The sequence below is a fragment of the Burkholderia stagnalis genome, assembly GCF_039848545.1.
GTDB classification, from domain to species: Bacteria; Pseudomonadota; Gammaproteobacteria; order Burkholderiales; family Burkholderiaceae; genus Burkholderia; species Burkholderia stagnalis.
In genome coordinates this window covers 688,706-699,461 of sequence record NZ_CP156686.1, presented here as the reverse complement: position 1 = coordinate 699,461, position 10,756 = coordinate 688,706, and the positions used below count along the sequence as shown (strand labels likewise).

Below are 10,756 nucleotides of genomic sequence, written 5' to 3'. Positions count from 1 at the left end.
GTCACTGCGCCGCGGGCGCCGCGGCATCGGCGCGCAGCGCGGCGACGGGCGGCGCGGCCAGCGCCTTCGGCTTGACCGGCGCGCCCGGATAGTAGATCCGCTGCAGGCCGTCGACGACCACGCGATCGCCCGCGTTCAGCCCCTTCTCGACGATCCGCTCGCCGCCCAGCTCTCGGCCGATCGTCACGTCGCGGCGCAGCGCCTTGTCGCCCGGGCCGATCACGTATACGTACTTGCGGTCCTGGTCGGTCAGCACGGCCTTGGTGTCGACCAGCAGCGCGTCCTGGTCGCGGCCGCTGACGAGCTGCACGCGCGCATAGAGGCCCGGCGTGAACGCATGGTCGGCATTCGGCAGCCGCACGCGCGCGCGGATCGTGCCGGTGGCCGGATCGAGCCGGTTGTCGAGGAAATCGACCGTGCCCGCATGCGGGAAGCCGGCTTCGTTCGCGAGGCCGACGCGCACCGGATCGGCGCCGATCGCGCGATGCTTCGGATCGGCGCGCTGCGCGTTGTAGCGCAGGTAGCTCTGTTCGTCGCAATCGAAGTACACGTAAACGGGATCCTGCGACACGACCGTCGTGAGCAGCGTGTCGTCGGCGCGTGCGAGGTTGCCGACCGTCGCCATCGCGCGGCCGACGCGGCCCGCGATCGGCGCGCGCACCTCGGTAAAGCCCAGGTTCAGCTGCGCATCCGCGACCGCGGCTTCCGCCGCCTGCAGGTCCGCGCGCGCCTGCGCATCGGCGGCGCGCGCGTTGTCGAGTTCTTCCTGCGACGTTGCGTGCGCATCGATCAGCGTCTGCACGCGCTTGAGCTGCACCTGCGCGAGGCCGGCCGCCGCACGGGCCCGCTGCCGCTGTGCCGTCGCACGATCGAGCGCGATCCGGTACGGGCGCGGATCGATCACGAACAGCACCGCACCTTGCGGCACGAGATCGCCCTCCTTGTACGCGACGCGCTGCAGATAGCCGCTCACGCGCGGCCGCAGTTCGACCGCGTCGACCGCTTCGACGCGGCCGTTGAATTCGTCCGCGAGGCGGACCGTGCGCAGCGCGATCGTCGCGACGCCGACTTCGGGAAGGGCCTGGGCCGGCGGATCGCCTCTGCCGTCATGGCAGGCGGACAACGCAAGCAGCAGCGCGCCGGCGACGCCCCATGGCGCCGCCTTGCGAACAGGGAAATGGATCATGGAGCCTCGCGGTACGTTAAACTGCCGCGTAGCTTAAAAGTTGAAGTTGACTTTAAGTCAAGTTTTCCAGGAGAACGTCATGGGTACTGTCGAAGAGTCGGAATGGCCGTTGATGTCGATCCGCGAAGTCGCCGCGCGCAGCGGCGTGCCGGCATCGACGCTGCGCTTCTACGAGTCGCGCGGCCTGATCCGCTCGCATCGCAATGGCTCGAGCCATCGCCACTATTCGCGTTCGGTGCTGCGCCTGATCGCGTTCATCGTGTTCGCGCAGAAGATCGGCTATTCGCTCGACGAGATCGCCGAGCAGCTCGTCAGCCTGCCGGCCGACACGCTGCCGACCAACAAGGACTGGCAGCGCTTGTCGCGTGGATGGAAAAAACGTGTGGCCGACCAGATCGTGGAATTGCAGCGGCTGTATATCAATCTCGACGAGTGCATCGGCTGCGGATGCCTGTCGCTGAAGCGCTGCAAGCTGACCAACCCGGAAGACCGCGCGGGCCGGCGCGGGCCGGGCGCGCGGCGCTGGCTCGGCGATCCGCCGCCCGTGTGACGGCGATGCGACCGGCCGTCAGCGCGACGCCGGCGTGCGGGGCCCCAGCATGTTGAATGCCGTCTCGAGCACGGCTTGCTTGAACGCGTCCGGGCGCATCGGCAGCGTCGTGAATTCGTGCATCAGGTGGCTGTAGGACACCGTCGTGCTGATCGCATTCTCGAGCATGAAGAACAACAGGCCGGGATCGTTCGCCTGGATCTCGCCGGCTTCGGCGGCGTCGTTCAGCAGGCGCGCCATGGCCGCATAGTACGGCCGCACCAGCAGCACCTTCAGCCGGTCGAACCGCTCGCCCTCCTCCGTCGCCGCGGTCGAGAAGAACATGCCGATGTCCGGTTCGGCGAACACCGAATCCACGCCGAGCGCCACCGCGCGTTCGACGCGCGCGCGGTAAGTCAGCGGCGACGCACGCAATGCGTCGACGGCCGCGAACAGCGGCGCCATCAGCTCCGCGATCTGGTCGACGACCGCGTTCCAGAGCGTCACCTTGCTGCCGAAATGGTGCGCGATCAGCGCCGCATCGACCCCCAGTTCGCGCGCGATCTCGCGCACGCTCGTCGCGTCATAGCCGCGCTTCGCGAACGTGCGGCGCGCCGCCCGCAAGATCACGTCCGGACCGACGGACTCGCCCGGCAACGGCCGCCCGCGCGTGCGCCGCCGGCTCGCCGATCGCTCTGAGACTGCTTCCACGTTCCCGCCCTCCCTCCAGAATCCGATTGCCCTGCCTCCCGCCCGCCCCGACTCGCGGAACCGGACGGCCTCTCTTTGATTGACACGTCAAGCACCGAGGCGCTAGGATCATACCTTATTCATCACGCGATGATTTAAGCATGTCCGATCCAGTACGCATCGTCATCGTGGGCGGCGGCATCGCCGGCCTGTTGCTCGCGACCCGCCTGGGCGACCAGCTCGGCCGCACCGGCCGCGCCCATGTCACGCTGATCGACCGCAGCCCCACGCACGTGTGGAAGCCGCTGCTGCACACGATCGCCGCCGGCACCCGCGACGTGCAGCAACAGCAGGTGATCTTCCTCGCGCATGCCCGCGAACACGGCTTCACGTTCCAGCCCGGCGACATGCAGGGGCTCGATCGCGCGCGCCGGCGCGTGGCGCTCGGCGAGATCCGCTCGCAGGACGGCCAGCTGGTGCTCGATGCGCGCACGATCGAGTACGACGTGCTGGTGCTCGCGCTCGGCAGCCAGGCCAATGATTTCGGGGTGCCCGGCGTGCGCGAGCATTGCTACTTCATCGACAGCCAGCGCCAGGCCGAGACGTTCAACGAGGCGTTGCGCATGCGCGTGTTCCGCAGCGTCGCGAACGACGAGGCGCTGCGTGTCGCGATCGTCGGCGCGGGCGCGACGGGCGTCGAGCTGGCAGCGGAATTGAGCCGGCTGCTGGAGATCGCGGGCGCATACGGCGACGCGTCGGTGCGCGAGCGCCTGCAGCTCACGCTGCTCGAAAGCGCGCCGCGCATCCTCGCCGCGTTCCCGCCGAAGATTTCCGCGTCGGCGCAGCGGCGGCTCGAGCAGATCGGCTTTCGGGTGCTGACGTCGACGCGTGTGAACTCGGCCGACGCGCACGGCTTCCATTTCGGCGACGGCGCGTTCGCGCCGGCCGACCTGATGGTCTGGGCCGCCGGCGTGAAGGCGCCCGACTTCATGAGCGCGCTCGGCGGGCTCGACACCAACCATGCGAACCAGGTCGTCGTGCGGCCGACGCTGCAGGCGCTCGACGACGAGCGCGTGTTCGCGATCGGCGACTGCGCGAGCCTGCAGCCGGACGGCCAGGAACGGCCGCTGCCGCCCACCGCGCAGGTGGCCACGCAGCAGGCGGCCCATCTGGCCGCATGCCTGCCGTCCTGGCTCGACGGCAAGGCGCTGCCCGATTTCGCGTTTCACGATTTCGGCGCGCTGGTGTCGCTCAGCGACTACGACGCATTCGGCACGCTCGGGCAGTTTGGCTTCTTCCGCGGCGGCTTCATCCGCGGACGCTTCGCGCAATTCAGCCACCTGATGCTGTACCGCCGTCACCAGCACGCGCTGCACGGCTTTTCCAAGGCGACCCTGCTGTGGATCGCCGAGCGGATCAACGGCTGCGCGCAACCGCGAATTCGCCTGTCGTAACACCGGCCGCGCTCCGGATCGCGCATCGACTCGGGAGGACAGACATGTTGGATGACAGTGCAACGCCGTGGCTGCGAACCGTCACGGATATCGGCAGCCTTGGCGGGCCGCCCGCCGACTGGGCGATGTCGCGGCGACGCAGCACGACCCGCGACAAGCTGCCGGCGTGGAATGCCGCGAGCCGGCCGACGATCGGCGTGCTCGAGCGGCCGACGCGCGAATGCGTGGTGATCTCGTGGTGCGACGCGTGCACCGGCCGCTACGCCGACCAGAAATGGCGGCTGTTCAATACGCGGCGCCGCGGCGTGTGCGCGCTGTCGGGACGGCCGATCCAGATCGGCGACAGCGTGTACGCCCCGCAGCTGCTCGGATCGACGCCGGGGAACGCCGCCGCGATGATCCTCGCGGATTGCCTGGATCAGCTCGAAGCGGCCTGATCGCGCGACGTGGGCCATCGTGCCGCCCGCGCTTACGGTTTGCCGACAGTCGCGCATGTCCGTCCGCACGCCGCCGCTCTCACGGCGGGAATAAATCCGCCGCCTCGCAGGTATACCCGGCTGAAAGTGCCGGTTTCTTCGCGGACGTTTCCGGCCGTCCGCCGTCGTCATTCGCTCGCGAGGCTCCCATGTCGTCACAAAACCCATCCAGTCCGTCCCGCCGGCAGGCGTTGAAATGCATGGCCTACGGCGGCCTCGGCACGCTCTTCACGCTGTCGGGCGGCGTGCTGACGCCGTTCGACCTCGCCCTGGCGCAGGGCAGCAAGATGCCGCCCGCGGACATGGGCAAGCCGCTGTTCGTGCAGATCAGCGACACCCACATCGGCTTCAACAAGGAAGCCAACCCCGACGTGACGAGCACGCTGAAGCAGACGATCGACCTCGTCAACGGCATGCCGGCGAAGCCCGCGCTCGCGATTCATACCGGCGACATCACGCATCTGTCGAAGGCGGCGGAATTCGACCTCGCGTCGCAGCTGCTGTCGGGCCTGTCGATCACCGAGCTGCATACGGTTCCGGGCGAGCACGACGTCACCGACGGCTCCGGCGCCGAGTATTTCAGCCGCTTCGGCAAGGCATCGGACAACCGCGGCTACTACAGCTTCGACCACGACGGCGTTCACTTCGTCGGGCTCGTCAACGTGATGCACTTCAAGCCCAACGGCCTCGGCAGCTTCGGCGCCGATCAGCTCGCATGGCTCGAACAGGATCTCAAGGGCAGGAGCGCGAGCACGCCCGTCGTCGTGTTCTCGCACATGCCGATGTGGACCATCTACGAACCGTGGGGCTGGGGAACGGGCGATGCGGCGCAGGCGATCGGCTACCTGCGGCGCTTCGGTTCGGTCACAGTGCTGAACGGGCATATCCATCAGATCGTCTCGAAGGTGGAAGGCAACATCACCTTCCATACCGCCCGCTCCACCGCATTCCCGCAGCCCACCGCGGGCAACGGCCCGGGCCCGGTGCCGCTCACGGTGCCGCGCGACCAGCTGGCGAAGATGCTGGGCGTGACGACCGTCGAGTATGCGGGCCACCCCGCCGCGTCGGCGCTGCACGATACGACCATCGGCTGAGCGATCAGGAGACCATCGTGAAAAACCGCATGTTGCCCCGCATCCTTGCCGCAGCCGCGCTTTGCCTCGCCGCGTCGGCATCGGCCGTTCCCGCGTTCGCGCAAAGCGCCGGCGGCCCGGTCGTCACCATCAAGAATTTCATGTTCTCGCCAATGTCGACGACGATCAAGGCCGGCACGACGCTCACCTGGAAGAACCTCGACGCCGAGCCGCACACCATCGTCAACGACGCCGGAATCTTCCATTCGAACGCGCTCGACCAGGACGAGACGTACTCCTACACGTTCGACAAGCCGGGGGTCTACAAGGTGTTCTGCGGGATCCATCCGTTCATGAAGGAAACGATCACGGTGCAGTGATCCGGATCACCGCGGCCCGTGCCGGACGACGCAATCGCGGTCGTCCGGCATGACGCCGTGCCCCCCTCCAACGCCTGCTTCCTTCATCGCGGCTACATGACGCGCGCCGGCTCCGCCACTACGAACCCGCGCGCATGCGCTCGACGAGCCCGTCGAGTTCGCGGGCGCCCGCGTCGGTGATCGCCCAGTAGTTCATGTGCCCGGCCGACCAGCGCGCGACGTGATACCCGTGCTGCTCGTCGATGCGCGGCGTCGCACCCGCGCTGTCGCCCGGCCATACATAGACGTCGATCGGGTGACGCTTGTAGCGATACACGAGCACCGCAACCGCGCGACCGCCGACGTAGTCGAGCCGGCCGCCGACGAGCGGATAGCCGGCCTGCGCGAAATCCCGCACCGGCGGCGCGAAGTCGAGCTTGCCGTCGAACCACGGCTTGACGGTGTGCCGGTCGGTCGACACGACATCGGTCAGGCGATCCAGCTGCAGCGAACGTACGTGGTTGTCGACGAGCGCCGACCTGAGCTGCGCGTCGGCCGACGGCGCGGACAGGTAGAGCACGCCGCTGCAGGCGAGCGCCAGCGCACCGAGCGCCATCGCGCCGGCCGGCGCCCAGATCGACAGGCCGCTCGCGCGCCGCGGCGCAAACCAGCCCGCGATGCGCTCGCGCACCGGCCGGTGGGCGCGCAAGTCGGCCTGGATCCGCGCGCGCAGCGCATCGGGCGCGGGATAGCGAAGCTCGGGCGACGTCAGCCACGCGCGCACGCGCCGCTGCGCGTCGAGCGCGGCGCGGCACGCATCGCACCGGGCCAGGTGACGCTCGAAGGCCGCGCACTCGGTCAGGCTCAGTTCGTTGTCGACGTATGCGGGCAGTACGTCATGTGCTTGTTGATGATCCATCATGCCTCCTGGCCCAGGTCCGTGAGAATCGCGGCGAGCTGCCGGCGGCCGCGCCCGAGGCGCGACATCACCGTGCCGATCGGCACGCCGACGATGCTCGCAATTTCCTTGTACGACAGCCCCTCGATCTCGCGCAGCACGATCACCTCCCGATGCTCGACGCTCAGGCTGTCGAGCGCCGCGACGACCTGCCGGCGATCCTGGTCGCGCATCATCAGCGCCTCGGGGCTCGACTGCCCTTCGTCGCTCGGCTCCGGCACGGCATCCTCGTCGTCGAGCGACAGCGATCCGGCGGCCCGCCGGCGGTTCTGCCGATACCATGTACAGAACACGTTGCGCACGATGCGCAGCAGCCACGCGCGCGCATCGTCGCCGTCGAACCGGCCGATGAAGCGGAACGCGCGCACGTACGCTTCCTGGACGATGTCCTGCGCGTCCTGGTCGTTGCGGGCCAGCCAGCGGGCGACGTTGTACGCGGCATGCATGTGAGGCAGCATCAATGCCTCGAAGCGCCTGACGGAAGTTTGCTCGTCCATTCCACACCCGGATCGTCGCTTGATCGGAACCGCACCCGCATCCGTAATAACTGCGAATGCGTGCGTTCTATTCCCGTGTTCCGCACAAATCGCCGCGCGGCGGATTTCGACGACGCCGGATGAAATCGCGGAATAAATCCGCGCCGCCCGATGTTGGAACGGATGCAGCACTCACCTTTTCAACTTCCGAAGGAGCTGGACATGAACAAGCACTTGCTGGCCGGCGTGGCCGTCGTCATGCTTTCCGTCGCCGGTTTTTCCACGTCCGCATCGGCGCAGGGCAAGACGCGCGCCGAAGTGCGCCAGGAACTGATCGATGCGCAGAACCACGGCCTGAGTTTCGTGACCGATACGTCCTACCCCGAAGTCAGCCCGTTGTTCCGGGCGCAGGCAGAACAGATGCAGGATTCGCAGGCGCGCAGCGGAACGGGCAGCCAGCCCGCCGATTCGTCCGAGGCCGGCAAGCGCGCGATTGCGCCGTCGATGCCCGGCGCCGCCAACTGCGTCGGCCCCTTGAGCTTCTGCTCGCCGTACTTCGGCAGTTGATGCGAACGCGTCGCCATCCCAATCGTGTCGGGAGCATCACCATGAAATATTCGATCGGATCCCTGATGATTGCCGCGCTGTTCGCCAGCCATGCGGCATGGGCCCAGTCGCCCGCGCCGCTCACGCGCGCGCAAGTGCTGGATGAACTCTATCGGCTCGAAGCCGCCGGCTACAATCCGTCCGCCGGCGACGAGGGCTCGTATCCCGCCGATATCCACGCCGCGCAAGCGCGCGTCGACGCGCAGCAGGCGGCGCAGGCCGCTGCGTCCGGCGCGCCTGCCGCCGGTATGACCACACAAGCCGGCAAGTAGCGGAACATCGTGCCGGAACGAAGCAGGCGCGGCCCCGCCTCGGGAAGGCCGGTTTCCCGATGAAAACCGGCCTTCGCCTTCACGCACGCGAACTGGCCAGCACGTTCAGCAGGCCGGCGCCGATCAGCGCGGGAATCAGCGGCGTGAAGATGCTGGCGATACGCCGCAGGAAACGGCTCGGCGCGGTGTTTTTCCGCGCCGCGCGCGTCGCGGCTTCACGTGACGGGGCTGCCGTCTCCGGCTGGGCCGCGGGTGCTGCAGGCGCCGCGGGTACCGCCGGCGAAGCAGCCAGCGCGTCGGCGAACGCGGCCGACGCCTGCGCAACCGCGCCCGGACCGATCACGATCTGCAGCGGGTTGCCGGCCACGACGCCGAGCACCGCCGGCGACGCCTTCAACGCCGACAGGTCGGCGCGGTCCGCATCGACCAGCACGATACGCAGGCGCGTCATGCAATGAAAATGGCGCTCCACGTTCGCCGCCCCGCCCACCGCGCCGAGGATGGCGTGCGCCAGCGCGTCGAGCTGCGCCCCCTGTTCCGAACTCATGCTGTTGCTCCCGCCAGTCGATCCGTCATGTCCATGCCCCGCCCGCCGCCGCACTCGGGGCAGGTTCTTCGCGAAAGGTATGCCTTCGCAATAATTGGACCGTACCAAATATCGACCGCCCCGCAAAATCCGTCTTTTCATATGCATATGAAGCGATCGGCAGATTTATTCAAATCTCCGCCATATCAAGCAATTCTCTGCATATCGCGATGCGGCTTCACGCGCACGGCATGGCGAAACCGCTTGCCATACCTGTTTTCAAATCCGACCATACCAATTATCATTTGACGGATCGTTTCCGGGAGAGCACACCACCATGCCGCTGGACCATCTCGTCACCGAGCAGCCCAACGGGCAAAGCGCGAACCTCGACGCGCTCGGCATCGGCGAAGCGCTGGCACTGATGAATCGGGAAGACGCGCGCGTCGCGGCGTGCGTCGCCCAGGCATTGCCCGCGATCGCCGCCGGCGTGGCCGCGATCGCCGACGCGCTGCGCGCGGGCGGCAGGCTGATCTATATCGGCGCCGGCAACAGCGGGCGCATCGGCTACCTCGATGCGCTCGAGTGCCAGCCCACGTTCGGCACGCGGCCCGGCGACATCGTCGGCATCGTCGCGGGCGGCTTCGCGGGCATCACCGAGTCCGCCGAGGATTCGGACGCGCTCGGGCGCCGCGATCTCGAAGCCGTCGAACTCGCGGCGAACGACGTGGTCGTCGGGTTGACCGCGAGCGGACGCACGCCTTACGTGATCGGCGCATTGCGCTACGCGCGGGCGACCGGCTGCCGGACCGTGTGCGTGGCGTGCAACCTCGGCAGCGAAGCGGGCCAACTGTCCGACGTCGCGATCGAGGTGGACTGCGGCCCGGAAGTGCTGACGGGCTCCACGCGCCTGAAGGCCGGCACCGCGCAGAAGATGATCTGCAACATGCTGTCGACGATTTCGATGGTGGCGCTCGGCAAGACCTACGGCAACCTGATGATCGACGTCCAGGCGCACAACCACAAGCTGCGGCAGCGCGCGATCGGCATCGTGTCGCAAGCCGCGCACGTGTCGCACGATGCGGCGGAGCGCGCGCTCGATCAGGCCGGCAACCGGCCGCGCATCGCGATCCTGATGCTCGTCGCGGGCGTCGATCGCGCGAGCGCCGAGCGGCTCGCCGGCGCGGCAGGCGGCTCGATCCGCAAGGCGCTCGCGCTGCTGCCGTCCGACGGACAAAAATGATGCGCGCGTCGCGCGCATTGCCCCCTCGAATGTCGCCTCTCACATGAAACCTTCGAACCCGACTCCACGCGGCCGGCCCCGCGCCCGCCCGACCGAACGCACCGACCTGTTCGACGCTGCCCAGGTGGCGGCGCTGCGCGCGCCCGTCAATGGCGGCGAGAGCGGCGATTCGTCGATCTCGATGCGGCTCGCGCGCCTGCTGCGCACGGCCATCGTGGACGGCAAGCTGAAGACCGGCGAGGGCCTCCCGCCGGAACGCGAACTGGCCGAGCGCTTCCAGGTGTCGCGGGATACCGTGCGCCGGGCGATCGACAAGCTCACGCGGCAAGGGCTGATCGAATCCCGGCGCGGCGCCGGCACCTTCGTCGCCGCGCGGGTCGAGCAGCAGCTGTCGCTGATCACCAGCTTCTCGGACGACATGCAGCGGCGCGGGCTCAAGCCCGGTTCGCAGTGGCTGCGGCGCGAGCTCGACCGGCCGTCGCCCGACGAGCTGCTCGCGCTCGGGCTCGGGCCCGATGCACGCGTGATCCGCCTCGAACGCGTGCGCACGGCCGATGCGGTGCCGATGGCGATCGAGCGCGCGACGCTGCCGGCCGACCTGCTGCGCGACACGGTCGATTTCGGCGAATCGCTCTATCGCGCGCTGCAGGACGCCGACGTGCGGCCCGTGCGCGCGATCCAGCGGCTGCGCGCCGAACTTGCGTCGGCGCGTGATGCAGAACTGCTCGGCATCAACGCGGGCGACCCCGTGCTGTCGATCGAGCGCCGCTCGTTCTCGAGCGAGGGCTGCCCGCTCGAGTTGACGTGCTCGTTGTACCGGGGTGACCGGTATGACTATGTCGCGGTGCTGGATAACGATTGATCGAGGGCGGCGGCGCAAGTCAATGGAGGTCTTCTTCCGTTGAATA

14 protein-coding genes are annotated in these 10,756 nt (G+C 68.3%); 9 read left to right on the top strand and 5 right to left on the bottom strand.

The genetic code is table 11. The features are described 5' to 3' along the window. Nucleotide 1 precedes the first annotated feature (1 nt). Nucleotides 2-1,186: an efflux RND transporter periplasmic adaptor subunit gene (locus tag ABFO07_RS20030; RefSeq protein ID WP_347469456.1), complete on the bottom strand. Its 1,185-nt coding sequence runs from the start codon at nt 1,184-1,186 to the stop codon at nt 2-4. A gap of 79 nt (nt 1,187-1,265) precedes the next feature. Between ABFO07_RS20030 and soxR the strand changes: the two genes are divergently transcribed. Next, a complete protein-coding gene (gene soxR / locus ABFO07_RS20025; RefSeq protein ID WP_059562964.1) occupies nt 1,266-1,736 on the top strand; it encodes a redox-sensitive transcriptional activator SoxR in 471 nt (156 codons plus the stop codon). An 18-nt stretch (nt 1,737-1,754) separates the two neighbouring features. Here soxR and ABFO07_RS20020 read toward each other — a convergent pair whose 3' ends face one another. After that, entirely contained in the window at nt 1,755-2,426 is a 672-nt protein-coding gene (locus ABFO07_RS20020) for a TetR/AcrR family transcriptional regulator (RefSeq protein WP_347469455.1), read from the bottom strand. Between the two features lie 140 nt (nt 2,427-2,566). Here ABFO07_RS20020 and ABFO07_RS20015 point away from each other — a divergent pair, with 140 nt between their 5' ends. The 4 genes from ABFO07_RS20015 to ABFO07_RS20000 all read left to right on the top strand — a co-directional run bounded on the left by ABFO07_RS20015 (nt 2,567) and on the right by ABFO07_RS20000 (nt 5,788). Then, entirely contained in the window at nt 2,567-3,859 is a 1,293-nt protein-coding gene (locus ABFO07_RS20015) for an NAD(P)/FAD-dependent oxidoreductase (RefSeq protein ID WP_347469454.1), read from the top strand. A gap of 47 nt (nt 3,860-3,906) precedes the next feature. Beyond that, nucleotides 3,907-4,296, top strand: coding sequence for a DUF3331 domain-containing protein (locus tag ABFO07_RS20010; RefSeq protein ID WP_059921016.1), 390 nt, complete (start codon nt 3,907-3,909; stop codon nt 4,294-4,296). 188 nt (nt 4,297-4,484) lie between these two features. Then, nucleotides 4,485-5,429: a metallophosphoesterase family protein gene (locus ABFO07_RS20005; RefSeq protein ID WP_060352321.1), complete on the top strand. Its 945-nt coding sequence runs from the start codon at nt 4,485-4,487 to the stop codon at nt 5,427-5,429. A 29-nt stretch (nt 5,430-5,458) separates the two neighbouring features. Further along, the gene (locus tag ABFO07_RS20000) at nt 5,459-5,788 is read left to right on the top strand and encodes a cupredoxin domain-containing protein (protein WP_059804732.1); all 330 of its coding nucleotides are present in this window, start codon (nt 5,459-5,461) and stop codon (nt 5,786-5,788) included. A 118-nt stretch (nt 5,789-5,906) separates the two neighbouring features. On the opposite strand, the gene ABFO07_RS19995 is transcribed toward ABFO07_RS20000, so the two are convergent. Together ABFO07_RS19995 and ABFO07_RS19990 are read right to left on the bottom strand one after the other, a co-directional pair. After that, nucleotides 5,907-6,686 carry an anti-sigma factor family protein gene (locus tag ABFO07_RS19995; protein ID WP_347469453.1) on the bottom strand — a complete coding sequence of 260 codons (780 nt, stop codon included), beginning with the start codon at nt 6,684-6,686 and terminating at the stop codon, nt 5,907-5,909. Then, nucleotides 6,686-7,222: a sigma-70 family RNA polymerase sigma factor gene (locus tag ABFO07_RS19990; RefSeq protein ID WP_026043895.1), complete on the bottom strand. Its 537-nt coding sequence runs from the start codon at nt 7,220-7,222 to the stop codon at nt 6,686-6,688. The genes ABFO07_RS19995 and ABFO07_RS19990 overlap by 1 nt, the downstream gene beginning before the upstream one ends. Before the next feature lie 201 nt (nt 7,223-7,423). On the opposite strand from ABFO07_RS19990, the gene ABFO07_RS19985 reads away from it, so the two are divergent. Continuing rightward, on the top strand, nt 7,424-7,768 hold the full coding sequence (locus ABFO07_RS19985; protein WP_347469666.1) for a DUF4148 domain-containing protein: 345 nt from the start codon (nt 7,424-7,426) through the stop codon (nt 7,766-7,768). Between the two features lie 41 nt (nt 7,769-7,809). Further along, nucleotides 7,810-8,079, top strand: coding sequence for a DUF4148 domain-containing protein (locus ABFO07_RS19980; protein ID WP_347469452.1), 270 nt, complete (start codon nt 7,810-7,812; stop codon nt 8,077-8,079). A gap of 79 nt (nt 8,080-8,158) precedes the next feature. On the opposite strand, the gene ABFO07_RS19975 is transcribed toward ABFO07_RS19980, so the two are convergent. Beyond that, complete coding sequence (locus ABFO07_RS19975; protein WP_347469451.1) at nt 8,159-8,626, bottom strand: PTS transporter subunit EIIB; 468 nt, start codon at nt 8,624-8,626, stop codon at nt 8,159-8,161. A gap of 316 nt (nt 8,627-8,942) precedes the next feature. Between ABFO07_RS19975 and murQ the strand changes: the two genes are divergently transcribed. Next, on the top strand, nt 8,943-9,848 hold the full coding sequence (murQ, locus tag ABFO07_RS19970) for an N-acetylmuramic acid 6-phosphate etherase (RefSeq protein WP_059562973.1): 906 nt from the start codon (nt 8,943-8,945) through the stop codon (nt 9,846-9,848). Between the two features lie 43 nt (nt 9,849-9,891). Further along, nucleotides 9,892-10,710, top strand: coding sequence for a GntR family transcriptional regulator (locus ABFO07_RS19965; RefSeq protein WP_081070588.1), 819 nt, complete (start codon nt 9,892-9,894; stop codon nt 10,708-10,710). Nucleotides 10,711-10,756: the final 46 nt, after the last annotated feature.

Excerpts from the sequence above, each read along its gene's own strand:
- ABFO07_RS20030 (WP_347469456.1), bottom strand. The coding sequence starts at position 1,186 with ATGATCCATTTCCCTGTTCGCAAGGCGGCGCCATGGGGCGTCGCCGGC.
- soxR (WP_059562964.1), top strand. The coding sequence starts at position 1,266 with ATGGGTACTGTCGAAGAGTCGGAATGGCCGTTGATGTCGATCCGCGAA.
- ABFO07_RS20015 (WP_347469454.1), top strand. The coding sequence starts at position 2,567 with ATGTCCGATCCAGTACGCATCGTCATCGTGGGCGGCGGCATCGCCGGC.
- ABFO07_RS20005 (WP_060352321.1), top strand. The coding sequence starts at position 4,485 with ATGTCGTCACAAAACCCATCCAGTCCGTCCCGCCGGCAGGCGTTGAAA.
- ABFO07_RS20000 (WP_059804732.1), top strand. The coding sequence starts at position 5,459 with ATGTTGCCCCGCATCCTTGCCGCAGCCGCGCTTTGCCTCGCCGCGTCG.
- ABFO07_RS19995 (WP_347469453.1), bottom strand. The coding sequence starts at position 6,686 with ATGGATCATCAACAAGCACATGACGTACTGCCCGCATACGTCGACAAC.
- ABFO07_RS19990 (WP_026043895.1), bottom strand. The coding sequence starts at position 7,222 with ATGGACGAGCAAACTTCCGTCAGGCGCTTCGAGGCATTGATGCTGCCT.
- ABFO07_RS19985 (WP_347469666.1), top strand. The coding sequence starts at position 7,424 with ATGAACAAGCACTTGCTGGCCGGCGTGGCCGTCGTCATGCTTTCCGTC.
- ABFO07_RS19980 (WP_347469452.1), top strand. The coding sequence starts at position 7,810 with ATGAAATATTCGATCGGATCCCTGATGATTGCCGCGCTGTTCGCCAGC.
- ABFO07_RS19975 (WP_347469451.1), bottom strand. The coding sequence starts at position 8,626 with ATGAGTTCGGAACAGGGGGCGCAGCTCGACGCGCTGGCGCACGCCATC.
- murQ (WP_059562973.1), top strand. The coding sequence starts at position 8,943 with ATGCCGCTGGACCATCTCGTCACCGAGCAGCCCAACGGGCAAAGCGCG.
- ABFO07_RS19965 (WP_081070588.1), top strand. The coding sequence starts at position 9,892 with ATGAAACCTTCGAACCCGACTCCACGCGGCCGGCCCCGCGCCCGCCCG.